This is a genomic window from Spirillospora sp. NPDC052242, assembly GCF_040679555.1.
Lineage (GTDB): Bacteria > Actinomycetota > Actinomycetes > Streptosporangiales > Streptosporangiaceae > Spirillospora.
Genome location: NZ_JBFAUZ010000002.1, coordinates 169,570 through 191,063 on the forward strand (window position 1 = coordinate 169,570; position 21,494 = coordinate 191,063).

At 74.2% G+C, this 21,494-nt stretch carries 17 protein-coding genes and 1 pseudogene; 12 read left to right on the forward strand and 6 right to left on the reverse strand.

Annotated elements, in window-relative coordinates:
- The first annotated feature begins 146 nt into the window (after positions 1–146).
- The gene (locus AB0L25_RS02660; protein WP_500167887.1) at positions 147–1,349 is read left to right on the forward strand and encodes an MFS transporter; all 1,203 of its coding nucleotides are present in this window, start codon (positions 147–149) and stop codon (positions 1,347–1,349) included.
- Here AB0L25_RS02660 and AB0L25_RS02665 read toward each other — a convergent pair.
- Entirely contained in the window at positions 1,346–3,055 is a 1,710-nt protein-coding gene (locus AB0L25_RS02665; protein ID WP_500167890.1) for a dolichyl-phosphate-mannose--protein mannosyltransferase, read from the reverse strand. The two genes, AB0L25_RS02660 and AB0L25_RS02665, sit on opposite strands and share 4 nt — an antisense overlap.
- A 101-nt stretch (positions 3,056–3,156) precedes the next feature.
- Between AB0L25_RS02665 and rsmI the strand changes: the two genes are divergently transcribed.
- Both rsmI and AB0L25_RS02675 read left to right on the forward strand, forming a co-directional pair.
- Positions 3,157–4,005: a 16S rRNA (cytidine(1402)-2'-O)-methyltransferase gene (rsmI, locus tag AB0L25_RS02670; protein ID WP_500167892.1), complete on the forward strand. Its 849-nt coding sequence runs from the start codon at positions 3,157–3,159 to the stop codon at positions 4,003–4,005.
- 86 nt (positions 4,006–4,091) lie between these two features.
- Entirely contained in the window at positions 4,092–4,430 is a 339-nt protein-coding gene (locus AB0L25_RS02675) for a hypothetical protein (protein ID WP_500167893.1), read from the forward strand.
- Between the two features lie 21 nt (positions 4,431–4,451).
- Here AB0L25_RS02675 and AB0L25_RS02680 read toward each other — a convergent pair whose 3' ends face one another.
- Positions 4,452–6,233: a hypothetical protein gene (locus AB0L25_RS02680; protein WP_500167895.1), complete on the reverse strand. Its 1,782-nt coding sequence runs from the start codon at positions 6,231–6,233 to the stop codon at positions 4,452–4,454.
- 311 nt (positions 6,234–6,544) lie between these two features.
- Here AB0L25_RS02680 and AB0L25_RS02685 point away from each other — a divergent pair, with 311 nt between their 5' ends.
- Together AB0L25_RS02685 and AB0L25_RS02690 are read left to right on the forward strand one after the other, a co-directional pair.
- Positions 6,545–7,870, forward strand: a complete 1,326-nt coding sequence (locus AB0L25_RS02685) for a glycosyltransferase family 2 protein (protein ID WP_500167897.1) — start codon at positions 6,545–6,547, stop codon at positions 7,868–7,870.
- A gap of 202 nt (positions 7,871–8,072) precedes the next feature.
- On the forward strand, positions 8,073–9,866 hold the full coding sequence (locus AB0L25_RS02690; protein WP_500167898.1) for a hypothetical protein: 1,794 nt from the start codon (positions 8,073–8,075) through the stop codon (positions 9,864–9,866).
- Positions 9,867–10,223: 357 nt separating this feature from the next.
- Here AB0L25_RS02690 and AB0L25_RS02695 read toward each other — a convergent pair whose 3' ends face one another.
- Positions 10,224–11,822, reverse strand: coding sequence for an ArnT family glycosyltransferase (locus AB0L25_RS02695; protein WP_500167900.1), 1,599 nt, complete (start codon positions 11,820–11,822; stop codon positions 10,224–10,226).
- Positions 11,823–11,943: 121 nt separating this feature from the next.
- Between AB0L25_RS02695 and metG the strand changes: the two genes are divergently transcribed.
- On the forward strand, positions 11,944–13,737 hold the full coding sequence (metG, locus tag AB0L25_RS02700) for a methionine--tRNA ligase (protein ID WP_500167902.1): 1,794 nt from the start codon (positions 11,944–11,946) through the stop codon (positions 13,735–13,737).
- Positions 13,734–14,552 (forward strand): TatD family hydrolase, encoded by an 819-nt coding sequence (locus tag AB0L25_RS02705; RefSeq protein ID WP_500167904.1) that lies wholly within the window; start codon positions 13,734–13,736, stop codon positions 14,550–14,552. Before metG ends, AB0L25_RS02705 begins: the two co-directional genes overlap by 4 nt.
- Before the next feature lie 25 nt (positions 14,553–14,577).
- On the opposite strand, the gene AB0L25_RS02710 is transcribed toward AB0L25_RS02705, so the two are convergent.
- From AB0L25_RS02710 to AB0L25_RS02720, 3 genes are read right to left on the reverse strand one after another with little or no spacing between them, the layout of a single operon-like run.
- Complete coding sequence (locus AB0L25_RS02710) at positions 14,578–15,567, reverse strand: hypothetical protein (protein ID WP_500167905.1); 990 nt, start codon at positions 15,565–15,567, stop codon at positions 14,578–14,580.
- 50 nt (positions 15,568–15,617) lie between these two features.
- Positions 15,618–16,607: a hypothetical protein gene (locus tag AB0L25_RS02715; RefSeq protein ID WP_500167907.1), complete on the reverse strand. Its 990-nt coding sequence runs from the start codon at positions 16,605–16,607 to the stop codon at positions 15,618–15,620.
- Position 16,608: 1 nt separating this feature from the next.
- Complete coding sequence (locus tag AB0L25_RS02720) at positions 16,609–17,571, reverse strand: hypothetical protein (protein WP_500167909.1); 963 nt, start codon at positions 17,569–17,571, stop codon at positions 16,609–16,611.
- A gap of 97 nt (positions 17,572–17,668) precedes the next feature.
- Between AB0L25_RS02720 and rsmA the strand changes: the two are divergent.
- The 5 genes and pseudogenes from rsmA to AB0L25_RS02745 form a co-directional block, all read left to right on the forward strand.
- Positions 17,669–18,517 (forward strand): annotated as a pseudogene (gene rsmA, locus AB0L25_RS02725) (16S rRNA (adenine(1518)-N(6)/adenine(1519)-N(6))-dimethyltransferase RsmA); the annotation flags it as partial.
- 124 nt (positions 18,518–18,641) lie between these two features.
- Positions 18,642–19,745 carry a glycoside hydrolase family 26 protein gene (locus AB0L25_RS02730; protein WP_500167911.1) on the forward strand — a complete coding sequence of 368 codons (1,104 nt, stop codon included), beginning with the start codon at positions 18,642–18,644 and terminating at the stop codon, positions 19,743–19,745.
- An 82-nt stretch (positions 19,746–19,827) separates the two neighbouring features.
- Complete coding sequence (locus tag AB0L25_RS02735; protein WP_500168092.1) at positions 19,828–20,748, forward strand: 4-(cytidine 5'-diphospho)-2-C-methyl-D-erythritol kinase; 921 nt, start codon at positions 19,828–19,830, stop codon at positions 20,746–20,748.
- A 96-nt stretch (positions 20,749–20,844) separates the two neighbouring features.
- A complete protein-coding gene (locus AB0L25_RS02740; RefSeq protein WP_500167913.1) occupies positions 20,845–21,027 on the forward strand; it encodes a hypothetical protein in 183 nt (60 codons plus the stop codon).
- 54 nt (positions 21,028–21,081) lie between these two features.
- Positions 21,082–21,453 (forward strand): hypothetical protein, encoded by a 372-nt coding sequence (locus tag AB0L25_RS02745; protein WP_500167915.1) that lies wholly within the window; start codon positions 21,082–21,084, stop codon positions 21,451–21,453.
- The last annotated feature ends 41 nt before the right edge of the window (positions 21,454–21,494 follow it).

A 21,494-nucleotide genomic window follows, 5' to 3' on the forward strand; every position in this document is an offset into this window, starting at 1 on the left:
GCCGAATGCGCGTCGCCCGGCCCGGCGCGCGATCGCGAGCTTGCCGCCGAGACACATCTTCCGGCGGCCCACTAGAGCGATCGGGCTCCGGGATGGTACGTATGACGCCGACGGGTACTACGTATGACGGGCTGACGGGGGCGCTGATGCGCGGCTATGTCCTGTTCCTGCGGCGGCGCCACGCGGCGCGGCTGCTCGGGGGAACGCTGCTGGGACGGCTGCCGAACGGCATGGGGATGCTGGCGGTGGTCCTGCACGTACGGGCGGACGACGGGGGCTACCCGCTCGCGGGAACGCTGTCGGCCCTCCTCGGGCTCGCGACCGCCGCGGGCCAGCCCGTCCTCGGGCGCGCCATGGACCGCTACGGGCAGGGCCGGGTGCTGCTGCCCGCCGCCTGCCTGTCCGCCGTCGGGTTCGTGCTGCTCGCGCTCGTCGGCGCCGACCCGCTGCCGGTGTCGATCGCCGCGGTCGTCCTCGCCGGGTTCGCGACCCCGCCGCTGGAGGCCGGGCTGCGCGCGCTCTGGCCGGACGTCCTGGACGGCCCGGAGCAGGTCGACGCCGCCTACGCCCTCGACGCGGCGGCACAGGAGATCCTGTTCACCGTCGGGCCGCTGCTCGTCGTCGCGGCGGCCGCGTTCAACACCGAGTCCGCGCTCGTCCTGACGGGCGCGCTCGGCATCGCCGGGACGCTCGTCGTCGCGCTCTCCGGCCCCTCGCGCCGCTGGCGGGGCGAGCCCCGCGCCGCCGACTGGGCGGGCCCGCTGCGCTCGCCCGGGCTCCGCGTCCTGCTGGTCTCGCTCGCCTGCGCCGGCATCGCGCTCGGCGTCTACGCGGTCGCCGTCGTCGCCTACGCCGAGCGGAACGGCAGCGACGCCGCCTCCGGGGTCCTGCTCGCCTGCATGGCGGGCGGCGCCCTGCTCGGCGGGCTCGTCTACGGCGCGCGGCGGTGGGCGGGCGAGCCGCACCGCAGGCTGCCGTGGCTGCTCGCCGCGCTCGCGATCGGGTACGCGCCGCTCGTCCTCGCGCCCGGGACGGCCGCCATGTCGGCGCTCGCGTTCCTCAGCGGCCTGTTCCTCGCCCCCGTGCTGGCCTGCAGCTTCTCGCTCGTCGACCGGCTCGCGCCGGCCGGCACCGTCACCGAGGCGTTCGCGTGGGTCGTCGCCGCCGTCGGCGCGGGCGGCGCGCTCGGCTCGGCGGTGTCCGGCTTCGGGCAGGACCTCGCCGGCGTCCCCGGCGCGTTCGCCGGCGCCGGGGTCGGCGGCGTGCTCGCCCTCGCGATCTGCCTGCTGGGCGCCCGCACGCTGCGCCCCGCGCAGGCCCCCGCCGTCCCCGAGCCCGTCGCGGGCTAGACCCAGCTGCTGAACCAGATGCGGGCGTGCCAGTCGTCGTACGGGAGAGTCTCGGCTGACAGGATCGGATAGAAGTACGCGAAGTTCGCCAGCACCACGAGGACGAACGCGCCCGCCGCCGCCGCGCCGACCACCCGCCGCGCCCCCGTCACCGGCGGGCGCCCGCCCGGGACGGACGCGTGCGCGCCGCCCTTGTACAGGTCGACGCCCGGCCCCTCGGCCGCGTACGCGTGGTCGGGGTACGTCTCGTCGGCGCGGGCGGCGTCGGGATACGGCCCGGCGGGGACGCCCGGCGGTCTCGCCGGGCCGATCAGGTAGCCCAGGACCAGGACGACCGCCAGCACCATGAACGGGACCAGCGGCGTCGCGTAGAACAGGAACATCGTCCGGTCGGAGAACGCCGACGGGAACCACGAGACCCACCCGGCGAGGAACCCGGCGATGATCGCCCCGGCCCGCCAGTCGCGCAGGATGAGCCACACGAACACCAGCGCCACCAGCGCGGCCAGCGCGCCCCACCACAGCGCGGGCGTCCCGATCCCGAGGATCTCCCGGGAGCAGCGCTCGCCCGCCCCGCACGCGTTCTGCGGCTCGGTGTAGAAGAACGCCACGGGGCGCTTCAGGATCGGCCAGCCCCACGGCCACGACTGGTACGGGTGCTCGGCGTCCAGCCCGGTGTGGAAGTTGAAGATCTCCGAGTGGTAGCGCCACAGGTCCGGCAGGGCCTCGAAGGGCCGCAGCAGCACGTTCGCGGCGACCTCGCCGCGCCCCCAGCCGCCCGGCCGGAAGATCCACCCCCACCACGTCGCCAGGTAGGTCACCAGGCCGACCAGGACGAGCTGCGCGAACGCCGGCACCGACTCCAGCAGCAGCGCCCCCGCCATCGGCCGCCGGACGCCGGCCTTGCGGCGGGCGCCGTAGTCCCACAGCACGACCATGATCCCGAACACGGCGATGTAGAACAGGCCCGTCCACTTCACCGCGACCGCCAGGCCGAGGCAGATCCCCGCGCCGAACCGCCACCCGTGCAGCAGGAACGGCCCGTACGGAGACGGATGCCCGCGCTCCATCCTCTCCGCGAGCAGGCGCCGCGACCGGTCGCGGTCGTTCACCAGGCACGCGAACCCGGCGAGGATCCAGAACATCACGAAGACGTCCAGCAGCGCGGCGCGGCTCGTGACGAAGTGCAGGCCGTCCACCGCCAGCAGCAGCCCCGCCGCGCAGCCCAGCAGCGTCGACCCGGTCATCCGGCGCGCCACCCGGCACAGGATCAGCACCGACAGCGTGCCGAGCAGCGCGGGCATGAACCGCCAGCCGACCGGCGTCGCGCCGAACATCCACTCGCCGACCGCGATCATCCACTTGCCGAACGGCGGGTGCGCGACGAACGCGGCGCCGTTCGCCCAGATGTCGGCGTTCGGATCGGCGATGAGCAGCTTGTCGGCGTTCTCGACGGTGTTGTGCTCCCAGCCGAACTCCAGCAGGGCGAGCGCGTCCTTGGCGTAGTACGTCTCGTCGAAGACGATCGCGTCGGGCTGGCCCAGCCGGTAGAAGCGCAGGATCCCCGCGAACGCGGTGATCAGCAGCGGGCCGACCCAGCTCAGCGGCGCGCTGCCCGGGATCCCCGGGGCGAGCCACTCCCGCAGGGAGAGCGGCCGCCGCCCGACCGCGCGGGCCGGGGCGGGCGGCAGTTCCGTCGTCGCCATGGCGCCCATCGTACGGGCGGTCGTGATCGGGTCGGCCGAGACGGACGTGCCCGGGCAGGTGGGACGGGGCCGGTGGGACGGGCCGGTGGGACAATGGGCGCGTGACGGGAACCCTGCTGCTCGCCGCCGCGCCGATCGGACGTCCCGAGGACGCCTCGGCCCGGCTCCGCGCGGCGCTCGCCGGCACGCCCGTGATCGCCGCCGAGGACACCCGGCGGCTGCGCCGCCTCGCGAGCGACCTCGGCGTCGAGGTCGGCGGGCGCGTCGTGTCGTACTTCGACCAGAACGAGAAGGCCCGCGCGGACGAACTGCTCGCCGAGCTCCTCGCCGGACGGGACGTCCTGGTCATCACCGACGCGGGGATGCCGGGGGTGTCCGACCCCGGCTACCGGCTGGTCCGCGCGGCCGTCGCCGCGGACGTCCCGCTGACCGTGCTGCCCGGCCCGTCCGCCGTCACCACCGCGCTCGTCCTGTCCGGCCTGCCCACCGACCGGTTCTGCTTCGAGGGCTTCCCGCCGCGCAAGGACGGCGAGCGGGCCCGGCGGTTCGCCGCGCTCGCCGACGAGCCGCGCACGATGGTGTTCTTCGAGTCCACGCACCGGATCGCGGCGGCCCTCGACGCGATGGCCGCGGCCTTCGGCGCGGACCGTCCGGCCGCCCTGTGCCGGGAGCTGACCAAGACCTACGAGGAGGTCCGCCGCGGCCCCCTCGGCGACCTCGCCGACTGGGCGCGGGACGGCGTGCGCGGCGAGATCACCGTCGTCGTCGCGGGAGCCCCCGAACCCGCCGGGCTCACCGACCCCGGCGACCTGGCCGCCGCCGTCGCCGCCCGCGAGGCCGCCGGGACGCGCCGGAACCGGGCCGTCGCGGAGATCGCGAAGGAGAACGGCGTCCCGCGCGCCGTCGTCTACGACGCGGTCGTGCGCGCCCGTGCCGCGGGCGACAGGTAATCGTCACTCACAGGAACGGTCCGATATCGGATTTTCCGGGCCTGAGCCCCTGTGTTGGGCGTCCGGCGAGAGTCACCATGGAAAGGGTGAACCATCGTCGCCCGGAGGGGGTGAAGGTCGTGCGAGATGCATGGTCCAGCCGTGAGGTGTGGACGTTCGAGTGCCTGTGCTGCTCGGCGACCTGGGACGAGCAGATCGACATCCGCCACTTCGGCGACGGGCACGGCATCGAGTTCGTGATCTACGAGCGCGACGGCCGGCAGTGCACGACGCCGTGGGCCGTCGACCGCGCCTGCCCCGAGTGCCAGAGCCAGAACGTCAAGGCGCTCTCGGCGCCACGTCCCCGGATGGCCGAGGTCCCCAAGGCCCGCCCCAACACGGACGTGGCGCTGGTCTACCACCTCCGCCGCATCCACGCCTGGTAGCGGCGCGGGCGGCGCGGGGCCTCAGGCCCGCTCCGCCTCCTCCAGGCCGTCGGGGACGGGCGACTCGGGCGCGGCACCGCGCCGGCGCGGGTTCCACCCGCGCACGGCCCGGCGCACCTCCGGGGTGAACGCCATCCCGGCGGCGAGGGCGGCGAGCGGCACGGCGGGCAGGACGTACCGGTAGTCGAACTCGGCGGTCGCGGCGGGCGCGAGCAGCAGCCCGGTCGCGAGCGTCCACGGCAGGAACGCGCGGCCGCCGAGGCGCCGCCACAGCGGGATCAGCCCCGCGAGGCCGATCAGCAGGATGCCGCCGACCATCGTGCCCCGCAGGTAGAAGACGTCCTGGTAGCCGCGGATCACTCCGGCGAACGGCTCGACCGTGTGCGTCTCGGCGTTGCCGTTCTCGTACTCCTTGGCCTCGGCGGCGGCGATCGAGTCGCCGTCCATCCGCCAGTTCGGCAGCGGGCGCGAGTTGCCGTCGCGGTCGTCCCAGAACTCGTACTGGTCGTAGGTCGCCTGGTCGGGGAAGACGGTCCGGTCCCACTGGAACACGCGGAAGAAGTCGCCGAGGACGACCTTCGTGTAGTCGAGCGGCTGGGCCATGATGGCCCGCTTGGCGTAGTCGTTCGCCAGCTCGTTGTTCTCGGGGCTGAACCGCTGGCCGGGGTAGCGGTTCAGCGGCGAGGCCTGGTTCCAGATGCCGTCCTGCGACTTGGGCAGCCGGTTCTCCGCCTCGGTGCACAGCGGGTACTGGCGGACGGGCAGGTCCGGGATCTCGTGGCAGTCGGCGAACTTGTAGACCCGGGCGTACAGGAAGATCCCGGTGCTCTCGGTCATCGCGAACTTGCCCGTCTCGACCTTGTACCAGGTCATGTACGACAGGACGGGCAGCATGCAGGCCACCGCCGTGACCGCCATGATCTTCCAGCCGCTGCGCCGGATCAGCATGTACGTCAGCACGCCGATCAGGACCGGCATCCCGACCGTGCGGGTCAGCCACGAGAACCCGACGATCAGCCCGACCGCCGCCGCGATCTTCCAGCTCGGGCGGTCCCGCCACAGCAGCAGCGTCACCGCCGACATCACCAGGAACGAGAACATCGTGTCGGACAGCACGAGGTGCTCGAGCTGGATCTGGTACGCGTCCAGCAGGACGGGCGCCGCCGCGAGCGCCGCGCCCCAGCCGGGCAGCCCGAACCGGCGGTGCAGCAGGGCGTAGATCATCACGCCCATCGCCACGCCCATCAGGTGCTGGACGGCCGACACGAGCGCGAAGCTGTGGAACGGCTTCAGCAGGATCAGCAGGAACCCGTAGCCGTCGGGCCGCAGCGGATGCGGGTACGGCTCCATCGCGACGTGCAGGTAGTCGAAGCTGTCGTTGAAGAACATCACCGGCCGGTAGCCGGCCATCGCCGTCAGGCGCAGCAGCGCCCCCATGACAATGATCACACTGAACGTGGGGTTCCGCCGGACCATCGCCCACAGCCCGAAACCCTGTTTCGGACGCGCCGAATCATCCTCGGCGGGCGTGCCGGCATCTTTCTCCGGCGATTTCGCGGCCTCGTCCAGCGTGTCGTCGCGGACGTCCTCCATCTCGAGAACGGACGTCGCGCCCTTCGGCGTGTCGCCGCCCGAACCGGCTCCCGCGGCACCGCGCGCGACGCCCGGCGCGGCGCGCCGCCCGTCCGTCAGTCCGGCGCCGTTTCCGCCGGTCACGGACTCGCCCGCGCCCGCCCCGAGGCCGTGCTCGTCGCCCCGGACGGTCTCGTCCCGTCCGGTGTCGCGCGGCGCTCGACCCGCCACTGGCGTACCTCCCCTTAGCCGTCGGGCACCCCGTCCGGTCGTACGGCCGTCTCCGGCGCGCGTCACAGCCGACACACCCCTTCCCGGCCGTCGTGCCCGTATGCTTGACGTCCTAGCCTGCCGCCCACGACCGTGGCGGAGGGGGTTGTTCGGTTGCGAACGCGCAACACGATACGGGTGGTCTTCCTGAGACCCGCCATCATGACCCGCCCCCGGCAGGCATCATGCAGGAACGAAACGGCCGAGCGCGGGAAATCAAGAGGGTAGTCGAACGCACCGCAGACGGTCACTGGGGTAACGAAGGAGATCACGTGGAACTCTCCGTAGTGATGCCGTGCCTGAACGAAGCCGAGACCATCGAGACCTGCGTCCGCAAGACGGTCGGCTTCCTCGAGGAGAACGGCATCGACGGCGAGGTCGTCATCGCCGACAACGGCAGCACCGACGGCAGCCAGCAGCTCGCCCGGGACGCGGGGGCGCGCGTCGTCCCCGTCGCCGACAAGGGGTACGGCAACGCGCTCATGGGCGGGATCGCCGCGGCGCGCGGCCGGTACGTCGCGATGGGCGACGCCGACGACTCCTACGACTTCACCACCCTCGGCCCGTTCCTGGACGAGCTGCGCGACGGCGCCGACCTCGTCATGGGCAACCGGTTCAAGGGCGGCATCGCCCCCGGCGCCATGCCGCCGCTGCACCGCTACCTCGGCAACCCGGTGCTGAGCTTCATCGGGCGGCTGTTCTTCCGCAGCAAGATCGGCGACTTCCACTGCGGGCTGCGCGCCTTCAACAAGGAGTCGATCATGCGGCTCGGCCTGCAGACCGGCGGCATGGAGTTCGCCAGCGAGATGGTCGTCAAGGCGACCCTGCAGGGCTACGACATCCGCGAGGTCCCGACGACCCTGTCGCCGGACGGGCGGACCCGCGCCCCGCATCTCAACACCTGGCGCGACGGTTGGCGTCATCTGCGCTTCCTCATGCTCTACAGCCCCCGCTGGCTCTTCCTCATCCCCGGTCTCGTCTTTATGACGCTCGGACTGATCGCCGGGATCGCGCTGTCCACCGGTCCGGTGACCGTCGGGGACGTCGCGTTCGACGTCGACACCCTCGTCGGCGCGGGCGCCGCCATGGTGATCGGCTTCCAGGCCGTGGTGTTCGCGGTGCTCACGAAGGTCTACGCGATGCAGGAGGGCTTCCTGCCGGACGACCGGCGGGTGAAGCGCCTCATCAACTGGTGGAGCCTCGAACGCGGCCTGCTGGTCGCCGGGCTGCTCGCCGTCGCCGGCCTCGCCGGCCTCGTCGCGTCCCTGCTGCACTGGCGCGTCAACGACTTCGGCGAGCTCGACCCGCGCGAGTCGCTGCGCATCGTCGTCCCGGCCGCGACCGCGCTGGTCATGAGCCTGCAGGCGCTGTTCGGGACCGCGTTCATCAGCATCCTCGGCATCCGCCGCCGCCAGCACCCGCCGATGACGGACGCCGCCGCGGAGGCCGCGGGCGTCGTCGACGCCGCCGCGCACCGGGTCGAGGAGGAGCGCCGCCGGGAGGCCGAGCTCGCCGCCGAGCCGAAGACCCCCGCGGCCACCGCCACGACCGCCGCCGCGGACGGCGCGGAGGACGCGGACGCCGAGACGACCGGCTGACGCCCGCCCCGCCGCGGCCGGGCCCGCGGAACCTGAACGTCCGCTCACCGCGACCGGAGAACTCGCTGAGCGTTTTCCGGGCCCGGGACGTACCCCCGCACGTACTGTGACAGGCTGGGACGGCCATGGACCTTCCTCACCCGAGCGGCCGTTCCCCGGCCGAAGCGCCCCCGCCCGGCCCCGGCCCGGAGGCGGGACGTCCATGAGCGCGGAGGGCGCGCTGACCGTCACGCGCCGCCCGTCCGGGGCCGCGGGCCCGCCGGACGCCGGGCGGGCGCGCCGCGCGCGGCGCCGCTGGGCCCTCGCGTTCGTCCTCGGGTGGCTCGGCCAGGTCGGGATCCGGGTGTGGCTGGCGTCCGGGCAGACGCTGCCGGTCGCGACGCCCGACGAGTCCGGGTACCTGTTCGCCGCGCGCGTCCTCACCGGCGGCCCCGACGCGGACATGTCGTACGGGACCGTCTACCGCGCCGGGTACCCGCTGCTGCTGCTCCCGGCGTTCTGGGCGGACGACCCGGTCACCGTCTACCGGGGCGCGCTCGTCATCAACGCGCTGATCAGCGCGTTGATGCTGCCCCTGGCGTTCCTGCTGCTGCGCCGGCTGTCGGTCGCCGCGCGGCCCGCCTACCTGTTCGCGCACGTCACCGCGCTGCTGCCGGGCGTGCTGTTCTACTCGCTGTTCGTCCTCACCGACGCGATCCTGCCGGTGGTCGTCGCCGGCTGGCTGCTGCTCGCGCACGCCTGGCTGTCGGCCCCGCGTGACCCGGAGGGCCGCCGCGCGGCCGTCCGGCTCGCCCTGTACGGGACGGGCGGGTCGCTGCTCGTCGGGTTCGCGTACGCCTCGCACAGCCGGGGCGCGATCCTGCTCGTCGTCCACGGGGTCGTCCTGCTGGCGGGGGCGTTGCTGCGCCGCCGCTCGTGGCGCGGGACGATCCTCGCCGGGGCCGTCGCCGCCGCCGCGGTCCTCGCCGGGGCGCTGCTGAACCGCCTCGTCGTCATCCCGCACCTGTACCCGGCGGGCGACAACGACCTGGGCGGCAACCTCGTCGAGCGGCTCACCACCGTCGACGGCTTCGCCTGGATGACGTCGCTCGCGACCGGGCAGGTCTGGTACCAGGCCGTCGCGACCGGCGGCGTCGCCGCGATCGGCCTCGTCGCCGCCGCGTTCGCGGTGGTGCGCCGGGACGTCGCCGTGCCGCTGCGGGTGCTCGCCCTCGCCGTCCTCGCGACCGTCGCGGGCATCGCCCTCGCGACGTCCGCCGCGCTGCCCGTCGAGTACCGCATCGGCAACTACGTGTACGGGCGCTACCTGGCGTGCGTGACCCCGGTCCTGTTCATGGCGGGCGTCGCCGTCCTGCTGCGCGTCCCCCGCCGGACCCTCGCGGCCGCGGTCGCGGCGGCCGCCGCCCTGACGGTCGCCGCCGCGGGCGTCGTCCAGTGGTACGCGGGCGACCTGCTCGGCGAGTACACGTTCACGATCTACGACTTCCCCGAGACGTCGTTCCTCACCTGGGACTGGGACTCCTTCCACCTCTGGCACGCCACCCTCGCGGGCCTCGGGATCCTGGCCGCCGCGGCCGCCGCCGTCCTGCTGCCCCGGCACGGCGCACCCGTCCTCGCCGCCCTGCTCGCCGCCGTCGCGCTCGCGATGACGATCACGGCGGTCGACCGCATCGCCCGTCCGCTCGTCGCGGAGCAGACCGCCGAGACCGACCTGCGCGGCAGCGTCGACCTGCGCGGCCGGGACACGATCGCCGTCGACTGGAACGTCCCCTGGACCATGCGGCTCTCGCACTACTACTGGGCCTGGTGGAGCGACGGGACCCTCTTCGACTCCCGCTGGACCCCGCCGCCGCAGGACGCCGACATGATCGTCCTCGCCTGGCCCCGCGACGTCCCCGCCGCCGACTCCTGGCCCGGCGGCGCGCCCTCCGGCTGGGAGATCGTCGACACCCGCCGCACCCCCGAAGGCAACTGGGTAGCCTGGGCGCGCGCCTGACCCCGCTAGCCCAGGGGGGCGACCCCCTGGAACCCCCGCTGCTGACCCCCGCGCCTGACCGACTGCTCCTGCCCACGTCCTGCACCGGCCCGCAGCCGCGTGTGCTTGTACGCGCCGGCCTGCAGTCCCGTGTACGCGCCGGCCTGCATCCGCGTGTGTACGCGCCGGACGACCGCAGCGCCTCGGCGATGGCCCATCGGGCCACGGTGCCTTGCATCCGGGCGCGAGGACCGTCCGGCGCGCGGAGCAAGGCGACCGGAGCGTGCGTACGTCGGCCGCACAGGACCCGAGCGCTTGCAACAGCACGCGAGGATCGCCTTGCGACTCACGGGGGTTCCAGGGGGTCGCCCCCCTGGGTCAACGCGGCGGGTTCCAGAGTTGGAGGACGCCGTCCGAGGACTTCCACATCAGCGTCCAGCCCTCGGCGGGGGACGGCGCCCAGCCGTAGCCGATCTGCGACTCCATGCCGCGCCACCGGGTGTACAGCAGGGGGCCCTCGTAGGCGGTGCGCGGCACCTGCGGGGAGTAGTGCGGCCAGTCGCGGATCTCGCCGTGCCAGGTGCGGTCGCCCCACACGTCCTTCGTGTAGAAGACGAGGGTCTGCGCGAGCCGCCGGTCGGTGACGATCAGGTCGATCTCCGCGTCGTGGGCGGCGAGGTGGCCGCGCAGCTCGCCCCACGCCTTGTCGCGGGGGAGGCTCGGGACGGCCTGCACGGCCGCGACCGCGTAGGCGACGCCGAGCCCGGCCGCGAGGACGGGCGCGGCGGCCCGGAGCCGCAGGCGCCCGACCCACGCGCGCGGGATCGTCCGGTACAGCAGGATCAGGGAGCCGAAGCCGCCCGCGAGCAGCGCCGGCATGACGGCGAACCAGTACCGGACGAGCCACGCGCGGAGCTTGATGTCGTTCGGGTCCAGGACGCCCGCGCAGACCGTGAGCGGGACGGCGAGGACGCCGAACCAGACGAGGACGAGCGCGAGGCGGCGGTCGCGGGTGACGGCCCAGCCGACGATCGTCAGCGCGAGCGCCACGACGAAGACCGTCCCGAGCGGGTGCCAGTCGTGCATGGCCCGCAGGAACGAGCGGGCCGCCAGCTCGCGCGTCACGTAGTCGCGGGACTTGCCGCCGTGGGTGGCGGCCGACGACAGCCCGGCGAGCGGCGATCCCCACACGATCTGGTTGTGGACGAGGTTGAAGACCAGCACGCCGAGCATCGGGATCCCGACCGTGATGTTGCGCCGCCACGGGATCCGCAGCAGCGCCAGGTAGGCGGGGATCGCGAGGAACAGGAACGCCAGGAACTCGCGGACGAGGAACGCCGCCGCCATGAGCAGCCCGGCCGCGACCAGCCACCGGGTCTGGACGCGCCCGGCCCGCCGGCTCGCGACGACCAGCGCCGCCATCCCGAGCGCGAACAGCCCGGCGCCCGGCATGTCGGGCAGCACCACGCCCGTCGACCAGGTGATCTCCTGCCCGTACGGGTTCGTCAGCGTGAAGAACGGGTGCAGCAGCAGGACGGCGGCGGACGCGAGTCCCGCGACGTCCCCGAACAGGGCGCGGACGACCAGGTAGGTGCCGGTGAAGAACGCGATCCCGCCCAGCGCCGCGACGACGAAGTACGCCGCCTGGCCGTCGCCGAGGACCGTCATGACCAGCCGCGCGGGCAGCACGAGGCCGATCCGGGTGACCTGGTGCGGAACCTCGTCGAACGGCCACTGCGTCAGCGGGATGTCGGGCCACGAGCGGGCCGCGAGCCACACGTAGTGCGGGTCGAAGTACAGCGGCGGCGTCATCAGGACGTACTGGACGCCGACGGCGGCCGCGGAGACGAGGAGGGCGAGCCAGACGACGCGCCGGGTGCGGCGGACGCGGGCGAGGAGCCGGGCGGCGGGACGGCGGGACGGTCCGGCGTCGCCCGCGGTCCGGTGGTCGGCCTCGCCTGTCGTCGTCTGGGGCATGTCCGTGTCAGCCTTCGGGTCGTTCGGTTCGTGCGGCGGGAACGCCGAACCAGGCTACTGCCGCGGGATGCCGGGGATGACCGTGCGATCCGGAGGGCGGACGGCGACTACCCTTGATTCCATGTCCTCGTCAAGCCGACACATTCTGACCGCGCCCGCCTGGCCGTACGCCAACGGGCCCCGTCACATCGGGCACGTCTCCGGATTCGCGCTGCCCGCCGACATGTTCAGCCGCTACCAGCGGATGGCGGGCAACAAGGTCCTGATGGTGAGCGGCACCGACGAGCACGGCACGCCCATCCAGGTGCAGGCCGACAAGGAGGGCGTGACCGCCCGCGAACTCGCCGACCGGTACAACCGGGTGATCGCCGAGGACCTGCACGGCCTCGGCATGTCGTACGACCTGTTCACCCGGACCTCGACGGTGAACCACTACGCGGTCGTCCAGGAGATCTTCAAGGGCCTGTACGACAACGGGTACATCTTCCCGAAGGAGACGATGGGGGCGATCTCCCCGTCGACCGGGCGGACCCTGCCCGACCGGTACATCGAGGGCACCTGCCCGATCTGCGGGTACGACGGCGCGCGCGGCGACCAGTGCGACAACTGCGGCAACCAGCTCGACCCGATCGACCTGATCAACCCGGTGAGCCGGATCGACGGGGAGAAGCCGAAGTTCGTCGAGACCGAGCACTTCATGCTCGACCTGCCCGCGTTCACGGACGTCCTGGGCGAGTACCTGCGCGGCAAGCAGGGGCAGTGGCGGCCGAACGTGCTGAAGTTCTCGCTGAACCTCCTGGACGACCTGCAGCCGCGCGCGATCAGCCGCGACCTCGACTGGGGCGTCCCGATCCCGCTGGACGGCTGGCGCGACAACCCGACCAAGAAGCTGTACGTGTGGTTCGACGCGGTCGTCGGCTACTTCTCCGCGTCGGTGGAGTGGGCGCGGCGGCAGGGCGACCCGGACCTGTGGCGCGGCTGGTGGCAGGACCCGGACGCCCTGTCGTACTACTTCATGGGCAAGGACAACATCGTCTTCCACTCCGAGATCTGGCCCGCGATGCTGTTCGGCTACAGCGGGCAGGGCGACAAGGGCGGCAAGCCGGGATCGCTGGGCGCCCTGAACGTCCCGACCGAGGTGGTGTCGTCCGAGTTCCTCACGATGGAGGGGAAGAAGTTCTCCTCGTCCCGCCAGATCGTCATCTACGTGAAGGACTTCCTCGACCGCTACGACGTGGACGCCCTGCGCTACTACGTCGCGGTCGCGGGGCCCGAGAACCAGGACACCGACTTCACCTGGTCGGAGTTCCGCCGCCGCAACAACGACGAGCTCGTCGCGGCGTGGGGCAACCTGGTCAACCGGTCGGTGAACATGGCCGCGAAGAACTACGGCGCGATCCCCGAGCCGGGCGACCTGAACGACGCCGACCGGGCGCTGATGGAGCGCAGCCGGAACGCGTTCGCGGCCGTCGGCGCCGAACTCGAGCGGTCCCGGTTCAAGAACGCGATCACCGAGGCGCTCGACGTCGTCCGCGACGCCAACAAGTACCTGTCGGACCAGGCCCCGTGGAAGCTGAAGGACGACCCGGCGCGCGTCCAGTCGATCCTGCACACCGCGCTGCAGGTCGTGGACGACGCGAAGACGCTGCTCACGCCGTTCCTGCCGAACTCGTCGCAGAAGGTGTACGCGATGCTCGGCGGCGAGGGCGTGTGGAGCGGCATGCCGGAGCTGCGGGACGTCTCCGAGGACGGCGGCCCGGACTACCGCATCCTGACGGGCGACTACGACGTCGAGGCCCGCTGGGAGTCGCGGCCGATCCGGCCGGGCGTCCCGCTGGCGAAGCCGACGCCGCTGTTCAAGAAGCTGGACGAGTCGATGGTCGACGAGGAGCTCGCCCGGCTGGAGGGCGCGTGAGCTCCGGCGGGCAGGCGGCGCGGTCGTACCCGCCGCTGCCCGACCGCCTCCCCGTGGACGTCTTCGACAGCCACTGCCACCTCGACATCGTCGAGACGCCGGTGGACGAGCAGCTCTCCGCCGCGAAGGCGGCGGGCATCGCCCGCATCGTCACGATCGGCTGCGACCTGGCGTCGTCCCGGTTCGCCGTGGACGCCGCGGGCGAGTTCGACGACGTGTACGCGGGCGTCGCGATCCACCCGAACGAGACGACGGGGATCTCCGACGCCGTCCTGGCCGACATCGAGGCGATGGCCGCGCACCCGAAGGTCCGCGCCATCGGCGAGACCGGCCTCGACTACTACCGGGACTGGGCGCCCCAGGGCGACCAGCACCGCTCGTTCCGCGCGCACATCGGCATCGCCAAGCGCACCGGCAAGGCCCTCGTGATCCACGACCGCGAGGCCCACGACGACGTCCTGGCGATCCTGGAGGAGGAGGGGGCGCCCGGCACGGTCGTCTTCCACTGCTTCTCCGGGGACGCCGCGATGGCGGAGGTCTGCACCGAACGCGGCTACCTGATGAGCTTCGCCGGGAACGTCACGTTCAAGAACGCCGAGCCGCTCCGCGAGGCGCTGCGCGTCGCGCCCCTCGACCTGATCCTCGTCGAGACCGACGCGCCGTTCCTCACCCCGATCCCGCACCGGGGCAAGCCGAACGCGTCGTACTTGATCCCGCACACCGTCCGTGCGATGGCCGAGGTCAAGGGCGTCGAGGTGGACGAGCTGTGCACGGCGATCGCCGCCAACGGGGAGCGCGCCTTCGGCCCCTGGTGACCCCTCGCCGCCGTGGCCGGTCGCGTCAGTCGCCGAGGCGGTGCTGGATGAAGGCGATCACGAGTGCCGCGTCCCGCAGGATCGGCGCCGCGGACGGTGCCGTGTGCAGCGCCCACGACCGTCCGCGGCACGCCGCCGTCGCCACGCGGGTGCCCTCGGCGTCGGTGACCTCCAGCACGCCGGGCCCGTGCCCGGCCGGCGCCCCGACCGCGCCGAGCGGCACGCCGTCCGGGTCCGTCAGCGTGTAGGCGCGCGGGCTCCAGGCGGTCCGCGTGATGATCAGGCGGGCCTTCCCGGACGTGTCGACCAGCACGTAGTCGGGCTTGCCCAGCGGGGTGGCGGGAAGGGCGACGAGCAAGAACGGCCGACCGGAGGCGTCGTGCAGGGCCGCGAACCCCTTCCGGTCGTACACCTTCCCGAGGACCCACCCGGCGTCGACGAAAAGCCGCATCTCCACCGAGTCGACCTGGTTCGGCCGGGGGTGGGCGTATCCGGCCGGTGCCTCGGCCCGGCGCAGGGACGCGTGCACGCCGCCGCCCGGCACCCTCGCCCTGCGGCGGGTGACGACGAGCTTCGTCCCGTCCGGCGCGTTCAGCAGCGCGCGGGCGGTGGCGCGGCCGGACGCGACGCGGCGCACGATCCGCGCCGACCACAGCCCGCCCAGGACGAGCAGGATCACCGCGTGGACGAAGTACTCGTGCTGGTCGGTGACGGGCCCCGCGTACGGTCCCACGGGGCCGATGTGCAGGTCGACGCGGGTGCCGTCCGGCGTGTCGACGTCGAGCCCGTAGATGTAGCCCTCGCCGGACTCGCCGCTCTCGGTCGTCCAAGTGGCCTTGCAGCGCTTCTCCCGGCCTTCCCCCTTGGAACCGGTGGCGAAGGTGTCGCACACGGTGACGGTCCCTTCCGCCCGCTCCCCGGCGGCGTACGTCCACGCCATCATGGACGGCCAGAAGATCGCGAGCGCGACCACCACCGTCAGGACCACCGACACCACGATCCGCCGCCACAGCATGATCAGGAATCGTAGGGGCGGTGGGCGGGCGGGGGCCGGGCCGGTTCCGGTCAGGTGAAGTCGTGGGTGCGGAACTGGGCGAGGACGAGGACGAGCGCGGCGTCGCGCAGCGGTTCGGGCGCGGCGCCGTCGGCCCGCAGGACCCAGTCGCGTCCGCGCAGGCCCGCGGCGGCGACGCGCGTCCCGGCGGTGTCGCGGACGGCGAGCGTGCCGGTGCCGGTGGCCGTCCGGGCGGAGCCGAGGTCGGCGCCGGACGGGTCGAGCAGCCGGTAGGCGAGCGGGTGCGGGGACTCGCGGCGGGCGAGGAGGCGCGGGGCGCCCGACGGGTCGAGCAGGACGATCTCGGGCTCGAACCGGGCGTCGGTGCGGTGCTCGCAGTACAGGAGGGTCCGTCCGGCGGGGTCGTCGAGGGACGTGAACTCGGCGGCCGGGCGGTCCGGCACGGTCCCCGGCACCGGCGGGTGCACGCGTTCGGGACGTCCGGGCAGGTCGAGGCGGCGATGGCCGGGGACGGGCGCGGGCGCGGCCCGCAGGGTCGCGTACGGGGTGCCGTCGGCACGGTGGACCGCGTCGCGGGAGACGAGGAGGGCGCCGGGTCCGGCGAGCAGTTCGGCGGCGAGCCGCCGGCCCCGGCGGTGGACGGCCCGGCGCATCCGCAGGATCAGCGGCACGGCGAGGGCGGTGGGCACCGTGACGAACGCGATCGGGATCAGGGCGCTCGGCAGCGTCCGCGACGACCAGCCGTTCGCGTAGGGACCGGCGGGGCCGATCCGCACCGGGACCGTCCGTCCGGCCGGGGTGCGGGGCGCGAGCCCGTAGATCTCGCCCCGCCCGGTCTCCCCGCTCCCGGTGCGCCACGTGCCGCGGCACGTCGTGGACGACCCGCGCCCCGTGGTCGTCACGCACCCGGCGACGGTCGCGGTGCCGCGCTCGCCGAAGTGCAGCGTGTACGCCAGGACGGCGGGCCAGACCAGCGGGGCGATCACGAACGCGGCGAGCAGGGCGATCGCGAGGAGCCGGACGCGGCGTGCGCGGTCCATCTCAGTAGGCGGCGCGGTTCTGGACGAGCGCGATGACGAGCGCGGCGTCGCGCAGCGGTTCGGGCGCGTCCGCCTCGGTCCGCAGGAGCCAGGCGCCGCGCCGCCCGACGGTCACCGCGACCCGCTTCCCGCCGGCGTCCCGCACCTCCAGCGTGGGGACGCGGGCGCGGCCGGGCGGCCGGGCGGACCCGAGTTCGGCCCCGGCGGGGTCCAGCAGCCGGAACTCCCGGTCGCCGACCCGGCGGACGAGCATCGTCGGGGCGCCGGACGGGTCGAGCAGGACGGTCTCGGGGTTCAGCTTCCGGTCCGAGCGGTGCTCCAGGAACATCAGCGGGCGCTCGTCCGCGCCGAGCACGGACTGGAAGACGGTGCGCCCGGGCCCGGCGAGTTCGTCGTGGCGCTCGGTCCGGCCCGGCAGGTCGAGCCGCCGGTGCCCGGCGGGCGGCCCGTCCAGGCGCCGGACGAGGACGTGCGGGGAGCCGTCGGCGCGGCGCGCCTCGCCCTCGGTGACGATCAGCGCGGCGTCGTCGCCGGCCATCGACTCGGCGAGCTTCTCGCGGTGGAAGACCTTCTTCCAGCGGAGCACCGCGATGTAGACGATCAGGGCGACCAGGATGTAGCCGAGGGAGACGGCCGACCCGACCCAGGCCCGCTCCCACCCGTTCGCGTAGGGCCCCAGCGGCCCGATCCGGACCTGGACGGTCTCGCCCGAGGCTTCTCGGACGTCCAGGTTGTAGATCCCGCCCGTGCCGATCTCGCCGCTCTCGGTGCGCCACTCGCCGCGGCAGCTCCCGGAGGACCCGCGGCCGCCGGTCGTCCCGCCGCGGCTGCACGCCTCCACGGTCGCGGTGGCCTTCTCCCCGGCGGCGAACGTGTACGCGAGGACGGCGGTATGGGCGGCCCACAGGGCCACGATCAGCACGGGGACGGCGACGAGCACGAGGCGGAGGCGGCGCATGGTCATCCGACGCACCCCGCCCGGGGAGCGTTCCCATCGGTCATGCCCGTGCCCGTGCCCGTGCGCGGCCGGGGGAGGGTGCGGCGGCTGAGACAATCGACGGATGGGGGAGACGCGGGGACTGCTCGGGCCGGCGGACGTCCGGGAGCTGGCGGGACGGCTCGGCGTGCGGCCGACGAAGACGCTCGGCCAGAACTTCGTGATCGACGCCAACACCGTGCGGCGCATCGTGCGCGCGGCCGGCCTCGCCCCGGACGACGTCGTGATCGAGGTCGGGCCCGGGCTCGGGTCCCTGACGCTGGCGCTGCTGCCGGAGGTCCGGCGGGTCGTCGCGGTGGAGATCGACCCCGTGCTCGCGGGCGAGCTGCCCGCGACGGCGGCGGCGCGCGAGCCCGACCTGGCCGGCCGGCTGGAGGTCGTGCGGGCCGACGCGATGAAGATCACACAGCTGCCCGGCCCGGCCCCCACGGCGCTGGTGGCGAACCTCCCGTACAACGTGGCGGTCCCGGTCGTCCTGCACCTGCTGGCCGTCCTGCCGTCCCTGGAGAAGGCCCTGGTCATGGTGCAGGCCGAGGTCGCCGACCGGATGGTCGCCGCGCCCGGAAGCAAGATCTACGGGGTGCCGTCGGTGAAGCTCGCCTGGTACGGGACCGCCCGCCGGGCCGGGCCCGTGGGGCGCGCGGTGTTCTGGCCCGTCCCGAACGTCGATTCCGGTCTGGTCGCGTTCACCCGGCGGGAGCCGCCGCCGACCACCGCGTCCCGTGACCAGGTGTTCAGCGTGGTGGACGCCGCGTTCGCGCAGCGGCGCAAGACGCTGCGGGCGGCGCTCGCGGGCTGGGCGGGATCCGCCGCGGCGGCCGAGGAGGCGCTGCGGGCGGCGGGCGTCGATCCGCGCGCCCGGGGCGAAGCCCTCGACGTGGCCTCCTTCGCCCGGATTGCCGAGTATGGTCCTTCAGGGCGGGGCGGAGCCCCCCATGATCCCCCGGCGGCGGCCCCCGGGGACGCAGCGAACCCGGATGAGTCGGAGGACGATGGTGAACGCGCGTTCGCGGACGGCGCGAGCGAGGATCCCGGTCGTGGCGACGGCCCTGATCGCGGTGGCGGGACTCGCCGGGACGGTCGCGGCGGGCTGCTCTGACGGCGCGGGCGCGGCCCCCGACATCACGACGACGGCGCGGGCCGGCGTCGCGCCCGTCCCCCCGGAGGAGGGCGCCTACTTCGGCGCCTGGCTGCCCGGCACCGTCGCCGCCCCCGGCGGCGAGGACGAGGGCGAGGGCGACGGCGGCGGGCGGGACGAGAGCCCGAGCCCGTCGGCGAGCCCCAGCGCGAGCCCGTCCGGAAGCGGGAGCGGCGCGGTCGACCCCAACGGGCCCGACATCGCGGACGTCACCTCGTTCGAGGGCGACCTCGGCCGCCGGCTCGACATCGTGCAGACCTACCACGACTGGAAGGCCGACTTCCCCGGCGACCTCGCCGCCGAGGTCACCGGATCCGACCGCCACCTGCTGCTGACCTGGGACGGCGGCGACACCCGCGAGGTCGTCCAGGGCCGCTTCGACGACATGGTCCGCGAGCGGGCCCGCGCGATCAAGAAGCTCGGCAAGCCCGTCTTCCTGCGCTGGTCCCGCGACATGGACGAGCTCGCCGAGGAGGAGCGCGTCCACTCCCCGGCCGACTTCATCGCCGCCTGGAAGCATATGCGGAAGGTGTTCGCCGAGGAGAAGGTGCAGAACGTCGCCTGGGTCTGGTGCCCCACCGCCCGCGGCTTCGGGACGCGCGACGCCGGCGCCTACTACCCGGGCGACGCACACGTCGACTGGATCTGCGCCGACGCCCGGCCCAGCGGCGACTTCGACTTCCAGGAGCTGTCGGAGTCCCTCAAGCCGTTCCTGCAGTGGGCCCGCGACCGCTCCAAGCCCATCATGATCGCCGAGTTCGGGGTGCCCCGCTCGTACGGCGAGCGCCGCGCCGAATGGCTCCGCGCCGCCGCCGAGACCCTCCAGGACCCGCAGGTCAAGGCCGTCGTCTACTTCAACTCCGACGAGCGCGCCGACGGCCCCCGCGACGAGCGCCACCGGTACGCGGTGACGGGCGACGAGCACGCGGTGTCGGCGCTCCGCGAACTCGCCACCGCCCCCTACTTCAACCCCCGCGACCTCCCCGTCACCAGCGGCGGCTGACCCTGGCCGACCCGCCCGGCGGCCGCGCGCTCCGGTGCGCGGGCGCCCCGCGCGTCCAATAGGGTTCGGTGACGTGAAACCGGTGAGCGTGCGCGTCCCCGCCAAGGTCAACCTGCAGCTCGGCGTCGGGCCGCTGCGCGACGACGGGTACCACGACCTCGTCAACGTCTTCCACGCCGTGTCGCTGTTCGACGAGGTCACCGCCGAACCCGCGGACGCGCTGCGGATCACCGTCGAGGCCGCGCCCGGCTCCCGCGTCGCGATCGGCGGCGTCCCCACCGACGACGGCAACCTCGCGGCCCGCGCGGCCCGGCTCGTCGCCGGACGCCTCGGCGTCGCGCCCGCCGTCGCGCTGCGGATCCGCAAGGCGATCCCCGTCGCGGGCGGGATGGCGGGCGGCAGCGCCGACGCCGCCGCCGCGCTGCTCGCCTGCGCCCGCCTCTGGGACGACCCCGCCGCGCCCGTCCTCGCCCCCGGCGACCTGCTCGACCTCGGCGCCCGGCTCGGCAGCGACGTCCCGTTCGCGCTGTTCGGCGGCACCGCCGTCGGCACCGGGCGCGGCGAGCGGCTCACCGCCGCGACCGTCCGCGGCACCTTCCACTGGGTGTTCGCGACCGCCGACGGCGGCCTGTCCACCCCCGCCGTCTACGCCGAGTGCGACCGGATCCGCGCCGCGGGCGGCGGCGCCGTCCCGCCGCCGCGGGAGTCCGCCGCGCTCATGGCCGCGCTCGCCGCCGGGGACGCCGGGGCGCTCGGCGCCGCGCTCACCAACGACCTGCAGCCCGCCGCGCTCGCGCTGCGCCCGTCCCTGCGGGCCGCCCTGGACGCCGGCCGCGACCTCGGCGCCCTCGGCGCGCTCGTCTCCGGGTCCGGCCCGACCTGCGCGTTCCTCGCCGCGGACGCCGCCGGCGCCGCCGCCCTGGCGGGCGCGCTCGGCCGCGCCGGCGTCGCCGCGCAGACGCTCACCGCGCACGGACCTGTCCCCGGAGCCACGATCATGTAGCGCCGCGGCTTTAGTTGCGCACCGCACACAAGCGAACTTCGCCTCCGCGACGGACGTCATGTCCCGTGACGCCGATTCCGCGGACGAGGTGAAGCGATGACGTACCTTTCCGGGTTGCTGGGTCTCGTCGCCGTCGCGATGATGGTGACGCTCGTCGTGCTGGCCGTGCGCCGGGACCGCGACCTCCGGCGGAACGCCCCCGAGACGGTGGCCGCCCGCGGGGCCGGACCGCGCCGTCGCCAGGACGGCACGGCGGGACCGCCCGCCCGCGTGCCCTAGCGCCCGCGTCCCGCCCCCGACGCCCCCAGAAGCCCCCACACCCTTGGACTCCCCTTGGTCTCGCTGCTTCTCCTCATGATCGTGGCCGTGCTGTTCGTCGTGGTGGTCGGCGTGGTCGTCCTCGTCGTCGTCGCGACGACGCGGAAGCCGCGGCCGGCCCCGGGCCCCGGCGCGTACGGCCCGCCCGGCTACGGCCCCGGCCCCGGCCCGGGCTACGGCCCCGGCCCGGGCTACGGCCCCGGGCCCTACCACCCGGGTCAGCACCACCACCGGCACGACGGCGGATGGGGCGGTGACGTCGGCTTCGACGACTGGACGGGCGGCCACTCCAGCGGCGGCCACGGCGGGGACTCCGGCGGCGGATCCGGCGGGTCCGGCGGCGACTCCGGTGGGGGAGGCGGCGGGGGCGGAGGCGGCGGCGACTGACCGCCCGCTGCGCGCGCGACCGGTTCGTCCGGGGCAATAGG